We start from the raw sequence: 26,966 nt of genomic DNA, 5'->3' as shown, positions 1-26,966 counted from the left end.
ATTGTAATATTTATAAATTAAAAACTAGAGTCATTATTTCACTACCGACTCTGGTTTTTTTATGATTATTTAACAAACTTGTTAAAATTAGAATTATTGATTCAGATACAAATTCTTAATGTATTCTTTAAGTTCTGGAGAATTGTATGGATATAAGTTTTCAGGCAAAAAATTAATTAACTTATTATATACATCCTTTGCTAACACAGTATTTTTATCAATAAGTAATCTCCTGATTGTTTCACAATAATCATATCTCAAAATGTCAATTAATAAAAGTTCATCAGTACTATTGATAATAGATTTGGAATCTAATTTATTTAAATCAAAACCATTTATCCCTTTAATTAGGTTATTAGCATTTTGAGTAATTTTAGATAATGAAATTTTATCTATAAGAAAAAACCTTTCTAAATGATTGTTTAAATTTAATTGATCAATTGGATTAAAGCTAGTTGTGAAAAATATATCCCTTTTAAATTTGTTTGTTTGTAAAAAATTTAAAAATATTAAACCACTCCTTAATAGATATTCATTATTAATATTTGGCTTTACAATCCACTTAAACTTGTTTGTAAAACTTTTAACTGATTTATCCAAGTTTATTGTAATAGTTGTGTCTTTCCAATTTCGAATTTCGATTAAATCTAATTTAGAAATTGGTATATTTAAATCTATAATCTTATTGTTATACAAATACCTTGGATACCACAAAGTATTCAACAAACTAATATTAATTAAATTTACATCTGTTCTAAAACCATTTATTAATTGAAGATATAAAATTGGGAAAGTAAGATTGTCTCCTGAAGAAATTATATAAGAGTTTTGACTACAATTAGATAAAATTTGTTTGTTAAATTCCAAAAGAAAATCTCTGAAACCACCTCTTTTTTTACCTTCAGATAAAGCCCATTTTGCTGAATCAATTTTATTAGAATTTAAATAAGCAAAAGCTTGTGAACCCCATATTGATGTTATTTTGGAATATGGATCTAACATTAGCAACTCACCAGTATATTTTGGAGTTAGCTTGACTACCGTTTCAAATTCATAGCTAGATTTAATTGCAAGTTCAAGTTTAGTCAAGTCCATACTAAATCCATCTTCTGAATTAGATCTGTCATAAGCATAACCTAAAAAATAGTGTGCTTCAGAGTTATTTGGTTCTTTAGCAACTGCAGATTCTAAATACTTTATGGCAACTTTAAAATCACCTTTACCAAATTCTTTTTTTAGCTCTTGTTTCCCTAGATTTAGATCATCAGTTTCAGAGTATGAACTCAATGGCAAAAAATAAGCTACAATTAGTAGTAAAAAATATTTCATAATCGAATTATATTTATAATTGAATTTTATTAATGTAAACAAATGATTTGATGAAAAGCAAATATCAAAACTTGTATTCTAATTAACAAGTCATCTTTAAAAAAACATATTATTAAAAAAATTTAGTTAAACATGAGTTTAATTATTATAGCTCAATTACTGAACATTCAATTTATACTTAAAAAATACAATTCTAGTTGTATTGATCCAAAATTAGTTTATATAAGATTCTTTCAGATGGGTTTATAAAATTATTTATTCAAAATTGACAAAATTAAATTAAAAATAAAAAACACTTGATTATTAGAAAAGTAGAATTGTTCAATTTTGGTATGAAATTAAATTAAAATATAAATTAAAAATGATATATAAAAACTGTAATTAAAAGTAAAAATAATGTAAGATAATTTAGTTTAAATATCATTAAAGAAAAATAAATTTCAAGAAATTTTATAATGCTCATTGTTAAAATAATAAGATAAAATCCCTATTGTAAGAGGTAAAATCATAAACATCATTTGGAATTGAAATCCGTTTGTACAAATTTGTGAGTAGCATGCAGCAATTAAATCATAGAATAAACCTGCATAAGCCCATTCTTTGATCCTTGGATAATTTGGTATTAAAATTGCTATAGATCCTAGGATTTTAGCAACTCCAATAAATGGGATGAAATATGTAGGATATCCTAATTTATTAATAAAGTCGACAGCTTCTTTTGACATTAAAACATCAGGGATGGCTGTGAAAGCCATAAATGCGGCAAAAAGAATCGAAAAGGTCCAATACAATTTTTTAGTATTTTTCATATTGAAAATAGTTTATTTGTTTTTAGCATTATCGAAATGAAATGGTGTTAAAAATAATAATAATTTTAATACAATCTTAAACAAAAGAATGTTAGATTATTAACAATATCAATTACAAATTTAAAGTAAAATGTAAAATGCAAAATAGGATTCATTTTAAAGAACTTCTTGAGTACTCTAAATATTTTCGTATCATGTCTTCATAGTTTCTGGAATAACCTTGAAATTTGTAATTGATTTCATTTTTTCTAAGATTTGGATCAATATCTATTTTCTTTAATTCATTCGGGCTGAGTTTAGATAAATCAACTCCTGGCTTTGATTCTCTTTTATTGTCTAAGTCACGTTCTCTTTCAGACTTTATAGCTTCCAATAAACGACTTAATATCTTCTCTTGTCTTAATAATGTTTCTGGAGTAATATTCCCAGATTCAATATCTGAAATAACTTCATCTATATCTTTTTCAACCTTTTCAAATTTAGGTTTATTATTAGTGTTATCGCCAGAAATAGATTTTTGTTCATTTTTCAAATCCTGAATTGTCTTTTTAATTTCCTTTTGTTCTTTAGCTAATCTTTTAGAGGATTGGTAGCCATTACTTCCTTCTTTATCTATTCCACCTTCTCCTTCTCCATCTTTTCCATTCCCTCCTTCTTTACCATTCTTACCTTCTTTTTTCTCACCACTCTGACCATCTTTACCGCTGTTGCCAGATTGTTGTTGCATTGCAGAGTTTAGCATTTGTTGTTGTGCTGCAGCTTGTTGTAGCCTTTGTTGTGAACTTGATCCTAAACCGCCAGGGTTTGAACAGCTCCCACCACCTTGTTTGATTTGTTGAATTGCTTGTTTAAGAATTTGTGATCCTTGATTCATTCTACTCATTGCTTGTGATTGATTTTCCTTTGCATCAAATCCATTCCTACTTTCTAATGATTTAGTTGCTTCTTTCATATTTCTTAAAGCCTGACCCATTTCACTTGACATTTCTGGGGTAATAGCAAATGATTTTTTAGAAATCTCTGAAACTAGATCAGAAATATTTTCCATACTTTTTTGAATGTCTGATTGATCTTTTGCTTGATTTCTAAATTGTTGACTATTTGGAGGTGTAGCCTCAACTTGCTTTTTTAACTGCTCTTGTTCTTTAGACAACGTAATCATATCCTCTAAAGATTTTTTCATTTTATCAAGAACTTGACGCTTAGAATTTTCTTGCATTTTTTGCTTCATATTTTTCATCTTGTCTCTAAATTTCTGTGCAGATTTTTGAGATTTATCCATTTTTTCTATCGCAGATTTTTCATTGTTATTTTTTATATCTTCAGAAGCTGATTCCATTTGTTCATCAGGTTTTTCATTTTGTAAATCTTTATTTGCTTCTTTCATTTCTTCCTTTGGGGAATCTTCTAATTCATTCATTTTATCTGATAATTTTTGAGATTCTTCTTTTAAAATTTTAGCTTGATCAGATAAATTGGTCTGTTTATCATATAACTTATTATTTTTAAAAGTATCTTCTCTAGGGTTTAAAAGTTCTTTTTTTAAGTCTTCTTGTTGCTTAGCAATGTCTTCTGATCTTTTTGCAAGTTCATCAACTTTCTGTTCAGTAATCATTTTATCTAACAACTTCATAGTTCTTTCAATTGAATTTCTAAATTGTTCTTCATTAAATTTAAAATTTTTCATTGCTTCAGAAATTTGCTCAGGAGACATTTGTTTTATCGATTGTTGCATATCCTGAAGTTGTTTAATGATTTCAGGATCTTTTATTTGTTGGAATAAACTTTGTAAATCTAAATATTTTTGTAAAGTCTCTGGGCTGATTGCTCTTGCCTCTTGTAATCTTTGAGCAGTCTCTTTTAATTGATTAGAAATATCATTTATTTTCTTCTCCATTGATTCATGTTCATTGATTATATCTTTGAGTTTGTTCTGTTGTTCCCAACTAGCTTCAGTTTTATTCTGAGCAAGTTGTTTTATTAATTCATGGTTCAATTCTTGCATTTTCTTTTGTGAATTTTGAGCTTGATTCATTAAATTTTTTAAATCATTTGTAACCTGAGTTTGATTTGTTTGAGCAATTTGCATTACATCTTCAAATGATGGAAATCTTACTTTAATTAAAGAAGTTCTAGCTTTTTTGAAGTTGTAATAGTCATTGTCAGTTACTTCAATATAAAACTCTAATTCATCTTCAGGAACCAATTTTAATTTTGTTAAATCCCATAAATAATTTAAGTCAATTCCAATTTTAGAATCACCATCAAATATTTTTATTGGAATAAAAGAATAATCATTGTCTGGTTTTCCATACTTACTTGAAATTACTTTGAAATACAATTTTAAATTAGAAAAACCAAAGTCATCTTTAATTCTAAATTGAGTAGGAATAATCATAGAATTATTAACATTAACTGTTGAATTAGGACTAAATAATTCAATACTAGGTGGTTGATCATTATTTACATTTAAGTTGTATTTAATAGGATTTGTATTCATTACATCATCGTATGAAATTAATTTTATATAATATTCTCCAGAATATGTTAAAACAAATTTTCCACTTACATTCTCATCATCAACATTTAATTTAAATTTTAAAGTATCTTTTAATTGTTTAATATTCGGGTCATTTAAACCAGATTCTTTATTTAAAACTTCGTAAATGTAAGCTTGTTTGATTTTTGTATTAGATTTTGCGTTTATAGTTATTATTGAGCCTTTCAATCCATTTATATCACCAGAATTTTCAGGTAGTTGTAAAACATCAATTTTGGAATAAACAGGACTGAAGACTTTTATATTTAAATTTAAAACTTCAGGTTTTTCAATGACTTTTAATATATATTTTTCAGTAAAACATCCTCCAAATGATGCAAAATATTCAATACTATTTTTTATTGAAGGAATTCGAAATTTAAATTGATTTGAAGTATCAGGTTTGAGTTGAATAACTTTAGATGACACCTCTCCAATAGATTTTAAGGAAAGCATAATATTCCTAGGAATAGCCCCTTTTGCTTCAATTACTATTTCTACAGGGTCTCCTTTATTTACATTCATATTTTTAGTAATAACGTCTAAAGTGAAACTAGGTGTTTTGTTGAATTCAGGTTCTAAGTTTATTATTCTATTCAGAGCAGATTTATACTTTGTTGGGGATGAAATTACTAATGAAAATATCAAAAAAAGAATAGAAACAAAAAAGAAAAAAGCATATTTTCTCTTTTTTGTATCAATTATTACATCAAAATTTAATTTAGAAATGGGTTTAAATTCTGAACTAATATAAGCTTCAGCAAGCTCTGATGAAGAACCTACTGTTGAATAATTTTTATTAACATTGAAATCTTTATAAAGTTGTATTAATGTTATTAATTTGTCGCCAATTAACTTAATTCTTTTACCAACCCTTAAAGCTAAATATTCATCATCTTGATAATTAATTAATTGGAGGAAATTTAATATCGGTTTTGATAAAATTGAAAAAAATATTATTACTGTTGATAAAATTAAAGACCAAAATATAAACTTACGGTTTGAAGCAGAAAAATTTAAGTTACATTCTAAAAAAATAGCAAATGACCAAATAGCCAAACAAATAGTAAAAGTGCATAAAATAGACTTTTGGAAATCAATGTTAAGTTCTCTTGATCTTACTTTTAATAATTTGTTAACTATGAATTTATATTTTAAATGATTATCCAATAATTTTTAATTTGTCTATAGTTAGGAATAAATTAAAAAAAAACAATAAATTAATAAATAAATTCAATTATGAGCAAGATAAAAAAGATAATTTTAAATTTATTTTTCTCTTTCTAAAATTTTATTTTTGTATTCAGTTAAATTTGATCAAAAATCAAGTTTTTTTATATTAAAATTAAATAAATTGAAAAATTTTTTATAAAAATAAATATTTATTTATTTTTGATGTGTCTTTTCCGTAAGTTTAAGTGTCATGTCTAGTGAATTGTTAGATTTTGCCAAGTATTATAATTAATTTTAAAATATATTTTTTCTTTTTGTTGAAAATTTATGAAAAAACAACAGACTTTTTACAGAGGAATTTTATTTCTTATAGGGGTATTACTTCTTATAGGACTAACTTCAAAATCCTATTCTCAAAAATCCAGGTATGGTGTTGAGGAAGGTCAATCAGGTACTATTTATGCCATTGCAATCCCAGATACATCCGGTAATACTGAGGATGCTAGACATCCAACAATTTATCCAGATAATGTTTATTTTATGATTTATTCTGGAGTTGATCAAACATTAGAAATGTTAAAACCAAATGGTGGACTTGAGAAGGTTATATTAAAAGCTAAAAAAATTAGTAAGTACGAAGTTATAACAGCTGGAAAAGTTAAAGGTGGAAATCCTCAGATAACAATCCCAAATCTCCCTCAAGCAAATAAATTGTTTGTTCTAAGATCTGAACAACCAATTGTTGTTTATGTTATGTTCGATACTAGATTTGGAACAGAAGCATGGACTCCTCTACCGGCTGAAAGTTGGGGTACAGATTATTATTCTGTAGGTGTTCCTGGACAACCAATTAACAATTTATATACCGCAGGAGAATTTACATATTCAACCGCTCCAAAATTAGCAGTTGGTCAGTTTGTAGTTGCTGCATTAGATTCAGATACACATGTATCTTTAACAGATCCTACTTATTCAAGTAATGTAGTTATTCATAGATATTTCCCACCTGACACTAAAATAAGTTTTACTTTAGAAGAGAATTTTGCTAGCTTGATTGAATCTGATGTTGATACCCTACAAAGGAATTTAGGAGTTAACCAACCAGATGCAGGTGGGATTAGAGTTACTACTGATAAACCCGTTGGAATGATTTCAGGTAATACAAGAACAATGGGTGGAATTGCATCAGGATCAATGTATGGCTGTGGAAAAACAACAATGCTTAATATGTTAATGGAAGCTGTTGCACCAATTGAAACTCATGGGAAAGAATTTGTATATATGCCAACTTGGGATTCAAGAAGACCAACTGACATCCCTCCCGCTAAAGGTAAAGGGGGTGTAAGATTAAGGGAGTATGGTCGCTTTTATGGAACAAGTAAAAATGATACATCTGGAGACGATGTTACTAATATAGAGTTAACTAATCCAGGACCAATTGGTTTGCCAATGAGAAAAAGAAATGTAAAATTGGGTCAAGGGACTTTGGTTGAAACTATTACTGGTATTAATGGAGAAGGAATTGAGTTTGATCCTCGAGCTGCATATTATATGAAGGCAGATAAACCAACTCAAGCTACAAAAATTTCAACTTCAGTTTCTTTCGTTGTAGCAAATTCAACAGATGGTTCAGGAACATATAATACTTGGGCACCTTTTATGGTTGAAATGGTTCCAGTAGAACAGTGGGTAACTTTTGCACCAGGTTTTACTCCTGTTACAGGAACTTATGACAATAACTTAAACATTTGTACAGATTCATTAAATAAAGATGATATTGAACTTGTAAATGAAGGAGGAAGTGTAACAAAAATAAATTTCAATAGAAAAATTCCAGGTAGTCCTTACGTTTGGACAAATGTAGGATTAAATTCTGCAATGAAATTTATAGTGCAATCAAAGAGTGGTAAAGGTAAGTTCTTTGGTGATGTTTCTGGTACTGGAAATGGTTCAGAACAATATCAACCAGGTACAACAAAGAAAAAAGATGATGATAAAAATGGTAATGAAACTCAAGGTGGAGGTAAAGATAAAGTGTTACATCCATCAGATTATTATACAACAAATTCGCACTCTTATGGTTATCCATTAGCACCGAATCGTATTACATTAGGTCAAATAGATTCATTAGAATTAAAGATAAAGAAAGATTGCAACATCTTTGAGGTACAAGCAAACTTAATTGGGATGAAATCTCCTAAGCCTGCTGGATTTAGAACAGTTAGACTTGTTGACCCAAAAAATGCTAAGTTATTATGGATAACACCTTCAAAAGTAACAGGAATTATAGGTGCATCTACTATTACTTTTCAGGTTGTTCCAATCGACCCAAGTAAAAATGCAGAAGCAACAGTTGAAGTTATAAGCAAAACAGGGCAATCTTGGACAATACCTTATTTTTATGAAGCTGAAAGATTAGAAATAACTCCTGATAAAATTGATTTTGGGTCAGTAAGTGTTGGAGCACCATCAGATATTAAAGATGTTGTTGCTACAAATACACTTAAGAAAACAATTACAATTACTCAAATTAAACTTGAAAAAGGAACAAATGATTTTGAGATTGTTTCATTTAATCCAAGTCCATTACCAGTCCAAATTAAAGAAGGACAAAGTATAACTATTAAAGTTAGAATTAATCCTACAAAAGAGTTAGGAATTTATCAAGATGTATTGGTAGTTAAAACTGAATGTGGTCAAATGAATGTTCCTTTACATGCAACTGGTGAAGTACCTTGTATATATGTGGGAGATTTAGATTTCGGTACTTTGAAACAGAATACTTCAAAACAACTACCTTTAAAAATTGAGAATAATGGTAAGGGTTTGTTAACCTTTGAACATCCAAGCGGTCAAGCTGCTGAAGTTTTAGATTGGTTATCAAGATTCTTTACAGTAACTCCATTTGATATGGCTAAGCTAAAAGCTTCTAAATTGAAAGCAAATGAATTTGTTATGATAAATGTAACTTTTACTTCTACAGATTCACTTGGATTATTTACTACACTTGGAAAATTCTATACAAATGCTAATTGTAATAGAGATACTTCTGTTTGGATTGCTAAAGTTACTGTTCCTGGTCCTCAAATAACAGGATATGATTGGGGTAAACGATGGGTAGTTGTACCTTTAAATAATTGTACTAAAAATACAGAACAACAATATCCATTCGATTCAATAGCAATTTCAAATACTGGAACAGCCGATTTCACAGTAGAAAAAATTGAATTAGTTGGAAAAGATGCTGATGATGGATTTTTTACCTTAGGAAATAATCCAATTATATCTCCAGGAGATGTTATGTCAGGTAAAGATCCTGATGCTAGAAGATATCAACAAGTATTTTTCAAACCAAAGGATGAAAGAGACTATACATGTATTGTTAAGTTAACAACAACCGAAGGTGGAACAGCAGAGGGAATTTTAAAAGGAGTAGGAATTGAATCGCATGTATCCATTACAGGTCATGATTTTGATACAACTGAATTCTTAGGTGCTGGATTAACAGCAGTAAAAGGAGCAGTTAAACTTACAGCAAAACCAACTCGTGATTTAACAGTAACTGGTTTGCAAATTATTGGAGCAGACAAAGCTGATTATGATTTTGATTTAAGTGGTGGTTTCTCACTTCCAAGCCAATCTTCTCCATGGATTATGACTCCTGGTGAAGAAAGAATTATACCAATGTTGTTCAAACCAAATAAACCTGGCGTTAAAAATGCTATAATTGAGGTTTTAGGTGATCATGCAAGATGTGATGATTCAACAAATAAATTAATTGGTTATTCATATACTTTAGGCGCTAAACCAACTGGATTTGTATTTGGAGATTTGTTAAGTTGTGATGAACAAAATGGAACAACTACTCTAACAAATGTAGGATCAGCTGACATTATTGTAACAAATATAGATTTAATTGGAGATGGTGGTATTTTCATTCTAACTTATCCAACAGTTCCTTTTAAATTGACTCCTGGTCAAACTGTTACTATACCAGTTAGATTTTTACCTAAAGTTGTTGGAGATTATAAAGCTACTGTAGTGTATTCAATGACAGATGAAATTGGTAAAGTTTTACCAGATCAAACTGCTGACTTAACTGGAAAATCTCATATTCTTATTGCACATGGACATATTAATCGTGATCATCATTGTGCACCTGGTCAGGAATTGATTATACCAGTAATTTTAGATTCACCATTAGATGAGGCAAAATCAAAAGATGTAGTTATTTCATTCAGATATAGTAAAGGAATGATGCAATTAGTAAATAATTCAAAATCAGATGTAGAATCTGATATGATAAAAGGGACTATTTTAGATGGTTGGGATGCAACTGTTATAGATAATGAACCAGGTATATTTACTGTTGGATTAAAAAATATTAAGGGAGATTTCTTAAAAGGTTTTGGTACTATGTTAAACTTAAGGTTTGCAACTTATGTTGGAGATGTATCAGAATCTGAATTACCTTGGTATATGTTGATTCAAGATAAATTGAATTGTACAGATGTTACTACTGATCCTGGGTTTGCTAGACTTGATTCTATTTGTGGATTAAATTTGAGATTGATTGAATTGATTTCTGGAAACTATGCTTTAAAGCAAAACTCTCCAAACCCATTTAATCCTTCTACAGATATTGATTTTGAAGTTGCCTTAGATGCACCTACTTCTTTGGTTGTTTATAATGAAGGAGGACAAAAAGTTGCAACTTTAGTTAATCAGCTTATGACTCCAGGTAAGTATAGAGTAACTTGGGATGCTTCTGCCTCATCATCTGGTTTGTATTATTATAGATTAACTAGTGGGCATTGGACTAAAACTAATTCAATGACTTTACAAAAATAGTTTACTTTAAGTTGAGAGTTAAAATGCAAGAAGGACGGTCTATTTTCATAAAGATCGTCCTTCTTTTGTATAAAATAATTTTTATTTTATAATTTTTCATAATTTCACATTTTAGTTTTAAGTGTAAATAATATATTTTTAAATTAACTTAATGTTCTCAAAAATTAGGTTTCGGATAAATAAATGCTTTTTAATTTTTATTGTTCTATTCATTATAAAAGAACGATATATATATTCTCAAACTGAAAGTTTTAATGATAAAGCTGCAGGGAATTTATACTATATAACCCTTCCTCAAATAGTATTTAATGCACCAGATTATAGATTTATTGATAATAGGTTTAATGAGATATCTTTTGTTATTTATTCTTCAGAATATCAACAAGCTACTGTAACTGACCCTAAAGGAGGAGTAACTTTTCTGAAATTAGATGCTGATAATATTTACACACATAGAATAGTTCAAAAGAGAGGTCTTTACATTTCAAATATTTTCCCACTAACTTCTGGTGTTGTTAGTTCAAACTCTTCATTTAAAATTGAAGCTGAATACCCTATAATTGTTTATTGTTATATGAACACTTCTTCTGGATCCGAAGCTTGGACGCCAATTCCAGCTGATGCTTGGGGAAAAGATTATTTTGCGGCTGCATTAAAAGGTGATTTAACATACCATGTTGGTGGTGATGGTGAGTTTAACTATTTTCGGAATTCTGTATTAGCACCTTCTCAAGTAATTATTACAGCATTAGAAAACAATACTAAAGTAAAAATTAATAACCCATTTAGGTATTCAAATTTAGGAAAAAGTATTTTCTTTAATCCAAATATGAATACATCAAATATTAATATGAATGTTGGTCAATCATTATTGATTAATAGTAGAGTAGATTCCCAATCTGTTAAAAAAAATAATGGTAATGATTTTGAAATAGATTTGTCTGGACTAGAAATTGTTTCTAACAAACCGATTGGAGTTTTATCGGGGAATACAAGAAGTTCAGGAGGTGAAATTCCTAGAAATCTTGCTGGTTTTGCAAAAAATACTCTTAAAAATTTGTTAATTGAAGATATGCCTCCAGTAGATTATCATGGTACAAATTTTGTTTATTTACCTGCAATGGATTATTCTCATAAATATGACTTTGTTAGAGCTTATGGAACCTATAACGGATATACTATATTAGGTAATATATTTGGATTTGATTCATTAAATAATGGTGAAGTTACAGAAGTTGACACTATAAAATCTTTTCATAATTTGGTCTTTGGCAAATCAGATGGAGCTAATTTTATGGTAACAAATAAGCCATCTCAAGTATTTATGAATACAAGCGCATTTTCATTTACATCTCGAAAAGATCAAGTTGGCAATATTTCAGAATACAATACAGTTTCAACATTTATGGTTGAATTGGTGCCAAAAGAAAATTGGATTAATAAAGCTCCATTTTTTACAGGTAATGATTTAATGCAACATTTTTTGGTTGTTGTTACAGATACTGTAAATAGGTATAACATCAAGTATAGAAAATTTTTAAATGGAGGGAAATTTAATATAATATGTGAGAGTAATGTTCCAAACACTTCTTATTGCTGGACTTCAGTAAAATTTGAGCCAAATACTAATGCTATGTTATTTTCAGAAAATGATGGTAAATTTTATGCTTATGTTTATGGTGTTGGGAATGGAATTGAAGCTTTTACACCAGGCTCAAATTTACTAGATGATGGGAAAGATAAAATACAAACATTTGATGGAAAATCAACACCTCAACATCCTGCAGAGTATAAAGAAATTAATTCAAGAAGTTATGCTTATCCTCTCGCTCCAGTTAGAGCAATAAACAAAGTTCCAGATTCTTTAGTAATTACTTCAAGTTACAATTGCACCTCAATGAATGTAACTGTTAAATGTGTTAATCAAAATCCATCTGGTATTCGTTTGATTAAATTAATTAATTCGAATAATTCTAAAATTTCTTTTAGTAAGCCACAAACAAATAATGGAGTTATTAATGCAAATGATGCAACATTCAGTGTTTCTCCAATTAATCCGATTTTTGATGCAAGTGCAATTGTAGTGATTAGGGATCGCACAGGAAGATCTAAAACAATAAATTATAGTTGGGTTAGTGATGCCCCACAAATTAATCCAAAGAGTCTAGATTTTGGAGAGGTGACTGTTAATTCCCAATCAAAAAGTTTAACGATTAAAATTGTAAACACAAAACCAAATAGTTTAAATGTACAATCAGTAGATTTAATTTTTAAAAATGCTGGTTATGTAATTGAAAAAATTGATCCAAAACTTCCAGTACAACTTAAAAAATGGGATACAATAACAATCACTTTATTTAATAATTTTCCAAATAATACTAAAAGAGCAATAGATACATTAAGAGTAAAATATGGTTGCTCAGAGGCAAAGATACCATTAACTGCAATTTTAGGAATCCCATGTGTTTATGTAGGAGATTTAGATTTTGGTACTTTGATTGTTGGAGAGGAAGAAACTTTACCATTAAAAATATGCAATACATTAGGTGGAACTTTAACGTTTAATTCTAAGGATAAATCAGGAACAGATATTGTTAAATGGTTATTAAAGAAATTTTCAATTACAGTAGATGATCAGAAATTGTTATATAATACTATACTCAAAAAAGATGAATGCATTTATATAAATGTTAAATTTATAGCCGATACAGTTGGTTTTTTCGAAACCACAGGGTATTTTTCTACAAATGCAAAATGCCAAAGGGACAGTTCAATTTGGATAGCTAAAGTTAGAAAACCTAGTCCTAAAATAACAAGTTATGATTGGGGTGAAAAATGGGTTAGTAATACATTCTCAAAGTGTACTAAAAATGTAAATGGTGTTTATGTATTTGATTCTATTAGAGTTGCTAATTTTGGAAGTGCACCATTTATAGTAAAATCATTAGAACTAATTGGAGCAGATGCAGATAGTGGATATTTCTCTCTTGGATATAATCCTCAAGTAAACATAGGGATGGCCTTTGTTGGTGATGATACAACTGAGGATAATAAAAGGTATCAACAAGTTCTATTCAAACCAGGGAATGAAAGACAATACTCTTGTAAAATAGTACTAACCACTGAAGCTAATGAAGTAGCAATAGGCACTTTAAAGGGTGTGGGAATTGAGTCTGGAGTATCTATAACAGGTTTTAATTTTGATACATTAGAATTCGTTGGTGAAGGTATTACTATTAGAAAAGGGAGTATTTATATTTCAGCATCTAGATCTAAACAATTAGAAGTAACGGATTTAGAAATTTATAATGATAATTTCTTAGAATTCAGTTTTGAATCAAAGGATAGTTTTCCATCAACTATTAACCCTTTAATATTAATGCCAAATGAATCTAAAAAATATAATATAGTCTTTAAACCAAAAAGGCCAGGATTAAGAACTGCTAATGTAAGAGTCACTTCAAATCATCCTTATTGTGATGATTCAGTTAATGTTTTAAAAGGTTTTTCGTATTCAAAATCAGCTTATTCCTTAGGCTTTAATTTACAGCCTATTGATTTATGCAGTAGTGGTTTTGGATATTTAAGTGTATATAATTCAGGTGATGTTGATATTTTTATTAAAGATATTGAGATTATAGATACTAATTCAGTATTCAACTTAGACCCAATTTCATTACCAAAAAAAGTAATTAAGGGTGATAGTTTATTTATAAAAGTGAATTTTAATCCAATGCAAGTAGGTAACTACAGTGCTAAAATAATTGTAAAATATTTGAGTGATTCTTTAAAGAATTTTCCAGAAAATGAGTTAGAAATATCTGGCTCAGCATTTACACTTTCAGGAGAACTTAGAACACAAACTGGTTTAAAAATGAGTCAATTAGATTCATTTTCTTTAATGGTGAAATTAGATAAATCTCTAAAAATAATTAAATCTAAAGAGGTGAAATTTGAGCTAGAATATACTAAAGAAAATTTAGATTTAGAGTTTAATGGAACTATAAATAATTTTTTTAAAGGTACTATTTTTAATGATTGGAATGTTGATATTTTAGAAAATATTCCAGGAAAATTAACTCTAAAATTAATTGCTCCAACTAATGAATACTTAAATGATTTTGGAAATATATTCAACCCAAAATTTATTTGCTTTGCAAGTGACATTACTAATTTTAAATATAGTATTAACATGGAGTTATCTGATAAGCTTCAATGTGTAAGTATAAAAGGAACTTCAGGATTTGGTGAGATCGATTCTATTTGCGGAATCAAGAACAGATTAATAGAAATTACAAATGAAAATTATTCACTTTCACAAAACAGTCCAAATCCATTTAACCCATCAACTAATTTTAATTTTAGTGTAGGTTTAAATGGACAAACAACTATAACATTATACAATTCGTATTCACAAAAAATAGGAGTTTTATTAAACAAATATCTAGAACCAGGTAAGTATAAATATACATTTGATGCAACTGAATACCCAAGTGGAGTCTATTTCTACAAATTATCTAGTGGAACTTATTCATGCGTTAAAAGCATGATTATTCAAAAATAAATTTAGTTATTTAACTTAATAGTTAATTTAAAATTAAGAGGTAATAATATCATACAAATAAACTTTAATCTATTAAAATAGAACCTTAAAATAGTATTGTAAAAACTCATTTGTTATTTAAAACTTGTAGGTTGAGTAATTTTTTCTATATTTGCCACTGTCTGTAAGTATGAGGACATTTGCAGATTCATAGTACCTTAGTGAGGCCCTCCCGGTTTTGGTGAATTTCCGGGAGGTTTTTTTTTAACTAAAATTGTAGATAGTTTTTTAATTTCTAATTTTCAACATAACTATTTTACATCTGTTTTATATTTAGATTAAATGTTTAAGTCATGTAGTATAAACTTGAAACAAACATATTTAAATTTGTTATAAATGCAAAAGGTGCCAAAGTTAATACAGTTCATAGGTATGGGGATTACAGGAGTTGGTTTATTATACGGAATTATTGAGAATGATATGAAGTATGAGTTTATGTATTTAGGTACAGGAATAGTAATTTTTTTAATTGGATTTATAATTGAGAAAAGATAATATTGAATAAGAATTTAAAAAAATTTCAGTACTAGAAATAATTCTGTTATTTTTGCCAAACTTTTTAGAATATTAGTATTAAGTTTTTAGATACAGATAATATCTTACATATTATGGAAGTTGGACCAAGTCCCGAGCAACGTCATCGAGCCCAATCCTGTCAGATCCGGAAGGAAGCAGCAGTCAGCATAGGTGGCGTGTGAATCGGTAAAGCTTGGTCCTTTTTTTATATCCTTTAAGTTAGAAATAAATTAGTTTATCAAAATAAAGTAGATTAAATATTTGAAATACGATGATTGAAAAGATGAAAAAAGAGATAGTAATAAATGCTACAGGAAAAGAAATTAGAGTTGCTTTACTGGAAGAAAATCGATTAGTTGAGATTTTTATCGAAACACCAGAAACAGAAAATCCAGTAGGTGCAATTTATTTGGGAAAAGTAAAGAGAGTTGCTCAAGGAATGAATGCTGCTTTTGTTGATATTGGGGATTCTCAAGATGCTTTCTTGCATTTTTCTGATGCCGCTAATGCTTCAGAGCTTGATACAGGTGATGATGATGATGATGAATTGCCAACTCCAAAGATTGGTAATAAAAGTAATATTAACCCAAATAATAAAAAAGAAAATCCTCATAAAGAGGAAATCTCAATTGATCCTAATTCAAAGAAATTAAAAAATAATAATAAATCAAATTCCAATAAGAACAAGAAAAAAAGTAAAGTGAAGAGTTCATCTAATCCTAAAGTTGAGCTTAAAGAATCTTTAACCGAAGAAAAAAGAGCTATTATTTTAACCCGTCCTAAAGTAAGTCATACTCAAGGGAACATAATTAGTAAATTAGATTTATTGACTAAAGTAAATGACTTAAAAATCAAGAACGAAGTTAATTTTACAAAAGAGAGCCAAGTAAAACTACATAAAAATAAACTTAATAAAATTGATTATATTAAACAAGTAAATCCCAAATCAACAGATTTGGATCTTGTTTCTAAGGGGTTACATAAAGGGAATAAAAAATTAGTTTTAAAAAAAGGTTTAAATAATAATTCATTAAATCAGAAGCAAAATTCAAGGGAATTAATTGCTTCAAATAAGGTTACTCAAGTTAAAGTTAATTCAAATCTAATTGTAAAACAACAAAAGAGTAATAATTTATCCCAAAAAAATAGTGAGATTCAACCTTCAAATAGTTTTAATGATGGAAATAAAAATGATGTAATAAGTAAAGAAAAAAAACTTATATCTAAAAAACAGAATAATGACATAAGTTCTAATATTAAAAGTGTTTTAACTTCTAAAAAACAAACAAAAGTTACTGAAGGAAAACAAGATAATATAAAAACAAAACAGAGTATCTCAGTTAATGACAATAAAAGTAAATCTATAGAAACTGTTTTAAGTATAAGCAATGTTGTCCATGAAAAAAATAAAATTGAACCAAATAAAAAAATAAAGGACTCTACAAAAATCTCTGATAAAAATAGATCAATTAATAACTCTGTATCAAAGAAAAGAAATGATAATATAATTAAACTTGAGAATAATAACCCAATTTTAAAAAATAACTCAAATACTTTAGTTAAAGAAATTGACGAAATAAAAAGTGATAAAAAAAATGAATTAAAGAAAAAAGTCAAATCAATTAAGAGTAAAACAATTGATAATAAACTCCCTACATTTCAAACAAAAAGGTCTGGCTCAGTAATTATTGATTTAGTAAAGGGACAGGAAATATTAGTACAAGTAACCCGTGAAAGATATGCTCAGAAAGGAATGAGAGTATCAACAAAAATATCTTTACCTGGAAGATTTCTTGTGCTTTTACCACTAGAACCAATGGTTGGAGTTTCAAAAAAAATAGAATCATACATTGAAAGAAAAAGATTAAGAAGAATAGCAAAAGAAATGTTGCCAACGGGATATGGTTGTATAATAAGAACAGTTGCTAAAGAAAAAGATGAAGATATAATTCGTGAGGAGTTATCTCATTTAATAGCAAGATGGAAAGTTATTGATGAGAAAATTAAAGTTGCTAATAATCCATCTCTTATTTATTCTGAATCATCACTAGTATCAAGTATTATGCGTGATTTATTTACAGAAAATATTAATAAGGTAATTATTGATGATAAAAAAGTGTTTGAAGAAATAAGGGAATATGTATCTTGGGCTGCGCCAGATATGTTAAAAAATATTGAACATTATAAGGAGAAGAATCCAATTTATGAGTCATTTGGAATAGAGAAAGAATTAGCTAAAATGTTTCATAGAAAAATATATTTAAAGAGTGGAGGTTATATTATTTTAGAACAAACAGAAGCAATGATGGTTGTTGATGTTAATTCGGGAAGATATAAAGGGAGCAATGAACAAGAGATAAATGCGTTGCATACAAATATTGAATCTGCACGTGAAATTGCAAGACAGTTAAAATTGCGAGATGTTGGTGGATTAGTTGCTATTGATTTTATTGATATGCAAGATGATAGAAATAAGAGAAAAATTTATGATGAAATGAGAAGATTATTATTGACAGATAAAGCTAAAACTGTTGTTTTACCAATGTCACAATTTTGCATTTTACAAATAACTAGGCAAAGAATTCGTAATCAAGTTGTTAACTCAATGTCTGAAACATGCAGGACTTGTGATGGTAGAGGATTTGTTCATTCAAAACCATTAATAATGAAAAGAATAGAACAATGGCTTCATGATTTTAAGCAAAATACTAAAGACTTTAGGTTATCTTTATCAGTAAATCCTTCAATGATGGACTATATAACAGAGGGAAACATTAGCCGATTAACTAAGTTAATGATGAAAAATTTTGTAAGAATAAAATTGATTCCAGATGAGACATTACCAATTGAAAATTTTAGATTTTTTTCTCATAGACTTGGATTAGATGTCACTGATAAGTTGCAAATTTCAAATACATAATTTATTTAAAATTTGAATATTTAAAAACTAATTGATTCAAACAGATTAGAGTTACCATTTCAATTAAAATAATTTTAAGACAAATGAATTTAAACAAGATACTTGGTGAAGCACTTACTTACGATGATGTGCTATTGGTGCCAAGATACAGCGAGTTTTTACCTAGAGAGACAAGTTTGATAACAAATTTTTCTAAGGGTATAAAATTAAATATACCACTTGTTTCTGCAGCAATGGATACTGTAACTGAATCTAGTTTTGCAATTGCTATAGCCCGAGAAGGTGGGATAGGTATAATACACAAGAATATGTCAATAGATCAACAAGCTGCGAATGTTTTAAAAGTTAAGAGGAGTGAAAGTGGAATGATATTAGATCCGATAACAGTAAAACGTGAAAGTAAAGTATATGATGCCACAAAGTTAATGACAACATATTCTATAAGTGGAGTACCTGTTGTTGATGATGAAGGCAAGTTAGTTGGAATTGTAACTAATCGTGATTTAAGATTTCAGCATAATCCTGATACACCAATTTCTGAAGTCATGACTCATGAAAATCTTGTAACTGCACCTGAAGGAACAACATTAGAGCAAGCAGAAGATATTTTACAAAAAAACAGAATCGAAAAATTGCCAGTAGTAGATAAGAATGGATTTTTAAAAGGGTTAATTACAGTTAAAGACATTAGAAAAAAAAGGGAGCATCCAAATTCTGCAAAGGATATGTTGGGTAGATTAAGAGTAGGAGCAGCTTTAGGAGTAAGTGGAGAAACATTAGAAAGAGCAGATGCACTTGTAAGAGCTGGAGTTGATGCAGTTATAATTGATACAGCACACGGGCATTCAAAAGGCGTTATCGAAGCAGTTAGAATGGTCAAATCTAAATTTATTAATCTTCAGGTAGTAGCTGGCAATATAGCAACTTCGGAAGCATGTAGTGCTTTGATAGATGCAGGAGCTGATGGAATAAAAATTGGTATTGGTCCTGGAAGTATATGTACAACTAGAATAATAGCTGGTGTTGGTGTGCCACAACTATCAGCTATAATGAATGTTGCTGATATAGCAAATCGTGAAGGGGTTCCAATTATTGCAGATGGTGGAATAAAACAAACTGGTGATATGGCGAAGGCTATTGCTGCAGGAGCAGATACTGTTATGATTGGAAATTTGTTTGCAGGAGTTGATGAATCGCCAGGTGAAAAAATTATTTTAGATGGTAGATCTTATAAAACTTACAGAGGAATGGGTTCTTTAGGTGCAATGGTAAAAGGTTCAGCTGATAGATACTTTCAAGATGTGGAAGATGAAATATCAAAATTAGTCCCAGAAGGAATTGAAGGAAGAGTTCCTTCTAAAGGTCCTCTTGCTGATGTTATTAGGCAAATGGTTGGTGGATTGAGAGCAGCAATGGGCTATTGCGGTTGTAGAACAATAGATGATTTAAAGCGAGATGCTAGGTTTGTAAAAATGAGTGGAGCAGGATTAAGGGAATCTCATCCACATGATGTATCAATAACAAAAGAATCACCAAACTATTTTTAAAAGATATTATTATATCTGGAGGTCAGGTAATTATTACTTGACCTTTTTTTTATTTCAAAAATATCTTCAAATTAAGTGAGTTACCGTATCTTCGCGACTTCAAAAAATTTAATCGGTGAATTATATCTTATTTAATATCTCTGAATTAAATTTTTTGAATTTTAAATTTTAAAAAAGCAATTATTAAATTATTATGAAAAATATAGTATTCAACAATAAAGTCCGCAACATAGCTATTATAGCACACGTTGATCACGGTAAAACTACACTAGTAGATCATCTTTTCAAACAGAGTGGTATCTTTAGGGAAAATCAACATGTTGATAATAGAATTATGGATTCTATGGATTTAGAAAGGGAAAGAGGGATTACAATTTCTGCTAAAAACTGTTCAGTCCATTGGGGTGATGTTAAAATTAATATTCTAGATACTCCTGGTCACTCAGATTTTGGAGGGGAAGTTGAAAGAGCTTTAATGATGGTTGATGGTGCTATCCTTCTTGTTGATGCTAGTGAAGGACCATTACCTCAAACTAGGTTTGTTCTCAAAAAAGCACTTGAGGGAAAAAAGAAAATTATTGTTGTTGTAAATAAAATTGATCGTCAGGATGCAAGACCTCAAGAAGTTCTAAATGAAATTTATGATCTGTTTATTGATCTAGAAGCTAATGATGAACAAATTGAGTTCCCAGTTTTATATGCTATTGGAAGAGACGGAATTGCTCAAAATAGTTTAGATGAAATTGGAATAGATTTAAAGCCTTTATATGAAGCAATTGTAAATGAATTACCACCACCATCTTACAATCCTGATGAACCATTCCAGATGTTAGTTGCAGATTTAAATTACAGTGAATATCTTGGTAGATTAGCAATTGGAAGAGTAATCAATGGTAATGTTCATAATAGTGAATCTTTGGTTTGTATTGGTGAAGATAACAAACCAGTTCCGTTAAAAGTTTCTAAATTACAAACGTATCAAGGAGTTAGTATTGGTGATACTGAACAAGTAGATGCTGGAGATATTGCAATTCTTGCAGGTATTGAAGATGTAAAAATTGGTGATACTATTTGCAATAGAAATAATCCAAAACCTTTAAAAAGAATTTCTGTAGATGAGCCAACTATATCTATGATGTTTACAATTAATACTTCTCCATTATCTGGCCGTGAAGGTAAGCATGTACAATCTAATAAAATTAGAGAAAGATTATTAAAAGAGACGTTAAGTAATGTAGCTTTAAAAGTTGAGACAACTCAGGAATCAGATTCATTTACTGTAAAAGGTAGAGGTGAATTTCAAATGGCAATTTTGATTGAGACAATGAGAAGGGAAGGTTATGAACTAACTGTTGGCAGACCACAAGTTATTTTCAAGAAAAAAGATGGGAAAGTTGTGGAACCAATTGAACATTTGTTTATTGATTGTGATGAAAATTTTATGGGTGTTGTTACTGAAAAGTTATCTAGAAGAAAAGGTAGAATGATTAATATGGTTAATCATGGAACTGGAAGAGTAAGATTAGAATTTTCAATTCCATCAAGATCTTTGATTGGTTACAGAAATGAATTTTTAACAGATACTAAAGGAACAGGTTTGATGAATTCATATTTAATGGGTTATGAGGAGCATCGTGGAGATTTCCCTACAAGGCTTACTGGATCATTAGTTGCTGATAGATCAGGAAATGCAGTTCCTTACGCATTGTTTAATCTAGAGCCAAGAGGAACAATGTTTGTTGAGCCAACAAATCCAGTTTATGAAGGGATGATTATTGGTGAACATAATCGAGATAATGATTTAAATGTTAATGCTGTAAAAGAGAAAAAGCTTTCAAACATGAGGGCTTCTGGTAAAGATGAAGCTGTTCAACTAACACCTGTAACTCCTTTAACATTAGAAAAAGCAATTGAATTTTTAAAAGAAGATGAACTAGTTGAAGTTACTCCAAAATCTATTAGATTAAGAAAGGTAATTCTTGAAGCTAGCAAAAGACACACTTTAAAAGCACAAACTTTAACTGATTAATAAATTCTTCTATTTGAAAAATTTATCTTAATAAAATATCTTACCACGATTATTTATTTAATCGTGGTATTTTTTTTTATTTTAAATCAACAACTCCTATCAACTTAAAGTTACCCTTTGTTGTTTTGTCAGTGAATATAAATTCTTTAGAAACTCTGTTTTTATAAATCCAAACTTCCTTTGGTGTTTCACCTCGTAAATCTCTTTGAAGTTCTGTTGGTGGTCCGTTTAATATATATATTTTACCTCTATCTGTAAAAGTACCATCGTTTTGATCTAATGATCTAAAATTAAAAAAAGAATAATCAACTCTTGTGTAATATTCAGCCATTGCTTCATTAAATTTTGTATCCTTAGTAGGATCTAATATCCTCCAAAACTCATTAAATTTTTTTACTTTTTCTTCTGTACTTCCACTTCTTAGTTCTTTTATCTCATCTGGAGTTGCTATTGGATATAAAGACCTAATGTTATAATCATTTTTTGTTGCTGCAATTGATAAAGGCATAGTTAACCATCGCAGTTTAAATAAAAAACTATCTGATAAATTTTCCTTAGTACTTTTACAATTAACCTTTAAAATATAATCACCAACATCTAAAAAATTAATTGGTGTTTCAAGAATTGCTAAATATATACTTTGTTTAGATGAATCTTTAAAATCAACTATTTCAAATTTGATATCATTATTACAAATTATAGCTTTAGATAAAGTTTTGTTTTCTAATATCTTACAAGGATAGGACTTAATTTCAATTGATGTTTCATTGGGGTTAGTTGTAACTTTTGAAATGGTACAAATTGACGAAATTGGGACTTGTTGTAAAGTAAATGGAATACAAACTTTTAAACTATTTCCAAACAATACCGAAGCATCAATTTCAGACGCAATTAAAGTATCATTTGATACATCATTATAAAATTTAGGAGTACCAATTCCACTACTATTAGTAAAAGAAGGAACTTTAAAAAACTCAGTAACCTTTGAAATAGAGTTCACTTGAGAACCATCATCTATTACATATTTTAATTTATAAGAATCTGATCTTAATGATAATTCAAAAGAACCACAAACTAAAATATTTTTGGAATTAGTATTTTCATAGGAATTAGTTACAATAGTATCTTTCCAAAAAGCTCTTTCACAAATTACACCTTCATAATTTGTAGCTTCGAGAAATATACTCGGAGTAGCAATATATCTAGTGCTTTTATCATTCAAAATACTTTTTTTAAAATTTAGTAAATCATGTGTTAATCTAAAAGTTACAATAACTCTTTCTTTGCCAATCACTTTAGAGCCCGGCAAAGTATTTATCTCAAAAAAGTAATCATCTCCATATGAATAAAACTCACTTACATTGAAATTTTGAGAACAACATTTATTGTATGCAATTAAATTTATTAAAAAAAATAATACAATTAAAAAAGAAATGTAGTAAATATTAAATTTTTTAAAAACAATTTTAAAGTTACCAAATCCGAAATATTTATTTATTAATTTTACCATAACCAAAGTTTAAAGTTATTGTTGCTCCACAGTTACACGGGGAATTACCTCCATTTTTAACAAGCGAATTATTCTGTTCCCATTGAGCAGAGCTTAACATTTTACCAAAAGTTATTCTTGATCCAATAATTAATCCTATTTCTGAATTACTTAAAACTTTATCAAAAGCTAAGCCAATAGATGCTCTCGGACCATTTGCAGTATAATTAGCAATTTCACCAGGTAACACATTATCACCTTCAAAAAATGGTATAGGTAATAAATTATTGTTATTGAAAGATAAATTATATCTTGTTAAACTTCCTTGAATAAATGGAAATAAAATAAATCCAGAATTACGAACAATAGGATATCCAAATGCAATTCCTAATTCAAAGTTTGATAATTTATATTCACTTCTATTAGAGTTATATTCATTTATAGAAAATACTTTAGGGAAGTAAACATTAGATAAAGTTGCATTTAAAATTAAATTTCCAAAACTTACTGTAGAAGTTGCTTGTAAAGATAAACCAGTATTTGAAAATGCTGCAGACCTATATAGAATTGGTTTGTTGTTTAAATCCCTAGGTTGGAATGATGATAATCTGTTAGAAAAAACGGAATTGTCACTACCATTAAACCCAGCTCCAATTTCAACAAATAAATCATCTTGTGAAAATAAATAGTTAAAAGAAGAAAGGAAAATGATTGTAAATATAATAAATTTCATATGTACCAAAATAGAATACATTTTTGTTTAAGCAAAGTCTAAAAATAATAATTTTATAATTTTATCTCTTGTTATCTTCTAAAGATCGAAAGTAATTACATTTGAATTCTAACTAAAAATTATTAACTAATAAAAAATAATAGTATTTAGTTAAATTATAAAATCATAAAACTAAATAATATTTTTTTACAAATCAATTACTAAATAACAGTTTGTCGCATTAAAAACTATTCTTAGTTTCACGCCCTTAAAAAAATTAATAAAAATAGTATGTCAGTTGATAATTTTCAGTCAGATTTTGTAAGATGTTCATTTTGTAGCAGACTGCCAGATGAGGTTGGTTCTATATTAGCAGGACCAAATGTGTATATTTGTGATATTTGCGTTCAAAACTCAGTAGATATGTTACGCAAAAATTCAAGGGATCTTATACAGAAGCAACTTACAAAAAGACCAACTCCAAAAGCAATCAGATCAGCATTAGATGAATATGTAATTGGTCAAGACAAAGCAAAAAAATCTTTATCTGTTGCTGTTTACAATCATTATAAAAGGATTGAATCTCAAGGAACAATTTCAGGATTTGATGATGTTGAAATTGATAAATCGAATATATTATTAATGGGACCTACAGGAGTTGGTAAAACATTATTAGCTCAAACAATGGCAAGGCTTTTAGACGTACCATTTGCAATAGCTGATGCCACAACACTTACAGAGGCTGGATATGTTGGTGATGATGTTGAGTCAATAATAGTTGCATTACTTCAAAATGCAGATTACGATGTAGAGAAAGCTGAAAAAGGAATTATTTATATTGACGAGATAGATAAAATTACACGTAGATCAGATTCTCCTTCAATTACTAGGGATGTATCTGGTGAAGGAGTTCAGCAAGGGTTGCTTAAAATACTTGAGGGTACAAAAGCAAAAGTACCTCCAAAGGGTGGTCGCAAACATCCAGAACAACCTTTAGTAACAGTTGATACAAAAAATATTTTGTTTGTATGTGGTGGAGCATTTTCTGGATTAGATAGAATAATAGCATCAAGAATGACAAAAACAAAAATGGGGTTTGGTGATGACAAAGGAGAGCAAAGAGTAAAAGAATCTGAAGAACTATTTCAGTTTGTTGAACCTTCTGATTTATTGAAGTTTGGTCTAATTCCAGAATTCGTTGGAAGGCTTCCTGTTATTGCAGCACTTGAACCATTAACAGATATTGCAATGAAACAAATTTTAACTCAACCAAAAAATGCAATTGTAAAACAGTTTAAAAAAATATTTGCAATGGAAGGTGTTGAATTAGAATTTAATGAGAATGCTATTGATGCTATTATAAAAAAATCTGTAGAAAGAAAAACTGGAGCAAGAGCTTTAAGAGGTGTTGTTGAAGATGTGATGCTTGATATTATGTATAATTTATCTGATAAAAAAAATCTATTAAAAGTTATTATAACTGGTGAAACAATTGAAGATAAACATGAACCAACTTATGTTTATAATGAACCAGAGAAAAATGAGTTTAAAGATTATGTTGGTTAATTTTAATATTTATTATTTTAATAACATTTTAACAATAGATATTCAACTTCCTTAAAAACAGAAGTAATTTATTAACAAAATTTTGAAAGAAACAACAGTTCCAATTGTAGAATTCATACCCCCATTTAAAATGGATAATGATAAATATATAATCACACTTCCAGATTTTGAAGGACCATTAGATTTGTTACTTTTTTTTATTAAAAGGGATGAGTTAAATATATATGATATACCAATCTCAAAAATTACAGAGGAGTTTTTAGTTTATACTCAAGAACTAAAAATACTTGATTTAGAGAGATCTGGAGAATTTATAGTTATGGCATCTATGCTTATGCAAATAAAAGCAAAAATGTTAATCCCAAAAGAAGAGAGGTTACCTGATGAACCAGAGGAAGATGATCCAAGGGCTGAACTTATAAGACGATTATTAGAATACAAACAATATAAAGAGGTATCAGAGGAATTAAAAGAATTAGAAGATAAAAATAGATTTATCTTTTATAGGGAACTTTTTACAGCTGATATTGCAATTCATGATGAAGTTACTCCAGATCAACTATTGAAAAATGTAACTTTATTTGATTTGTTAAAAACTTTTAAAAGAGCATTAGATAAAGCCCCAAAAGTTGAAACCCAACATAAAGTTGAGCAGATTAATTACAATGTTGAAGAACAAGCAGAATATATTTTATCTGTATTAGGAGCACAGTCTCAAACAACATTCTTTACATTAGTTGGAGGTTTAGAAAGGATTGGTATTATTGTTACTTTTTTAGCATTGTTGGAATTGATAAAAAATAGTTTAATTGGTTGTGAACAATCTGATGATTTCGATGACATGTTGATTTTTAAACTTTAAACAAATCAAATAATAATAAAA

Annotated in this window: 13 protein-coding genes and 1 other RNA gene; 9 read left to right on the top strand and 5 right to left on the bottom strand. The window is 28.6% G+C overall.

Annotation, left to right across the window (positions count from 1 at the left end):
- Window positions 1-93: 93 nt before the first annotated feature.
- The 3 genes from IPP08_09915 to IPP08_09905 form a co-directional block, all read right to left on the bottom strand.
- Window positions 94-1,329 carry a hypothetical protein gene (locus tag IPP08_09915; protein ID QQS66076.1) on the bottom strand — a complete coding sequence of 412 codons (1,236 nt, stop codon included), beginning with the start codon at window positions 1,327-1,329 and terminating at the stop codon, window positions 94-96.
- A 440-nt stretch (window positions 1,330-1,769) separates the two neighbouring features.
- Window positions 1,770-2,138, bottom strand: coding sequence for a DoxX family protein (locus IPP08_09910; GenBank protein QQS66075.1), 369 nt, complete (start codon window positions 2,136-2,138; stop codon window positions 1,770-1,772).
- 151 nt (window positions 2,139-2,289) lie between these two features.
- Window positions 2,290-5,847 carry a hypothetical protein gene (locus IPP08_09905; GenBank protein QQS66074.1) on the bottom strand — a complete coding sequence of 1,186 codons (3,558 nt, stop codon included), beginning with the start codon at window positions 5,845-5,847 and terminating at the stop codon, window positions 2,290-2,292.
- A gap of 330 nt (window positions 5,848-6,177) precedes the next feature.
- On the opposite strand from IPP08_09905, the gene IPP08_09900 reads away from it, so the two are divergent.
- The 7 genes from IPP08_09900 to typA all read left to right on the top strand — a co-directional run bounded on the left by IPP08_09900 (window position 6,178) and on the right by typA (window position 22,316).
- A complete protein-coding gene (locus IPP08_09900; protein ID QQS66073.1) occupies window positions 6,178-10,701 on the top strand; it encodes a choice-of-anchor D domain-containing protein in 4,524 nt (1,507 codons plus the stop codon).
- 151 nt (window positions 10,702-10,852) lie between these two features.
- Window positions 10,853-15,265: an IgGFc-binding protein gene (locus IPP08_09895; protein QQS66072.1), complete on the top strand. Its 4,413-nt coding sequence runs from the start codon at window positions 10,853-10,855 to the stop codon at window positions 15,263-15,265.
- 384 nt (window positions 15,266-15,649) lie between these two features.
- A complete protein-coding gene (locus IPP08_09890; protein QQS66071.1) occupies window positions 15,650-15,799 on the top strand; it encodes a hypothetical protein in 150 nt (49 codons plus the stop codon).
- Between the two features lie 123 nt (window positions 15,800-15,922).
- Window positions 15,923-16,022: signal recognition particle sRNA small type (ffs, locus tag IPP08_09885), an RNA gene on the top strand.
- Between the two features lie 81 nt (window positions 16,023-16,103).
- A complete protein-coding gene (locus IPP08_09880) occupies window positions 16,104-18,740 on the top strand; it encodes an Rne/Rng family ribonuclease (protein QQS66070.1) in 2,637 nt (878 codons plus the stop codon).
- An 83-nt stretch (window positions 18,741-18,823) separates the two neighbouring features.
- Window positions 18,824-20,287: an IMP dehydrogenase gene (gene guaB, locus IPP08_09875; protein ID QQS66069.1), complete on the top strand. Its 1,464-nt coding sequence runs from the start codon at window positions 18,824-18,826 to the stop codon at window positions 20,285-20,287.
- A 193-nt stretch (window positions 20,288-20,480) separates the two neighbouring features.
- On the top strand, window positions 20,481-22,316 hold the full coding sequence (gene typA / locus IPP08_09870) for a translational GTPase TypA (protein QQS66068.1): 1,836 nt from the start codon (window positions 20,481-20,483) through the stop codon (window positions 22,314-22,316).
- A gap of 76 nt (window positions 22,317-22,392) precedes the next feature.
- On the opposite strand, the gene IPP08_09865 is transcribed toward typA, so the two are convergent.
- On the bottom strand, window positions 22,393-23,826 hold the full coding sequence (locus tag IPP08_09865; protein ID QQS66067.1) for a GWxTD domain-containing protein: 1,434 nt from the start codon (window positions 23,824-23,826) through the stop codon (window positions 22,393-22,395).
- Window positions 23,807-24,538, bottom strand: a complete 732-nt coding sequence (locus IPP08_09860; protein QQS66066.1) for a hypothetical protein — start codon at window positions 24,536-24,538, stop codon at window positions 23,807-23,809. The genes IPP08_09865 and IPP08_09860 overlap by 20 nt, the downstream gene beginning before the upstream one ends.
- Window positions 24,539-24,808: 270 nt before the next feature.
- On the opposite strand from IPP08_09860, the gene clpX reads away from it, so the two are divergent.
- Window positions 24,809-26,083, top strand: a complete 1,275-nt coding sequence (gene clpX / locus IPP08_09855; protein QQS66065.1) for an ATP-dependent Clp protease ATP-binding subunit ClpX — start codon at window positions 24,809-24,811, stop codon at window positions 26,081-26,083.
- Between the two features lie 130 nt (window positions 26,084-26,213).
- Window positions 26,214-26,945, top strand: a complete 732-nt coding sequence (locus tag IPP08_09850; protein QQS67869.1) for a segregation/condensation protein A — start codon at window positions 26,214-26,216, stop codon at window positions 26,943-26,945.
- The last annotated feature ends 21 nt before the right edge of the window (window positions 26,946-26,966 follow it).

The sequence above is a fragment of the Chlorobiota bacterium genome (assembly GCA_016700335.1).
Classification (GTDB): domain Bacteria; phylum Bacteroidota; class Ignavibacteria; order OLB7; family OLB7.
This window is presented reverse-complemented; position numbering and strand designations above follow the sequence as displayed.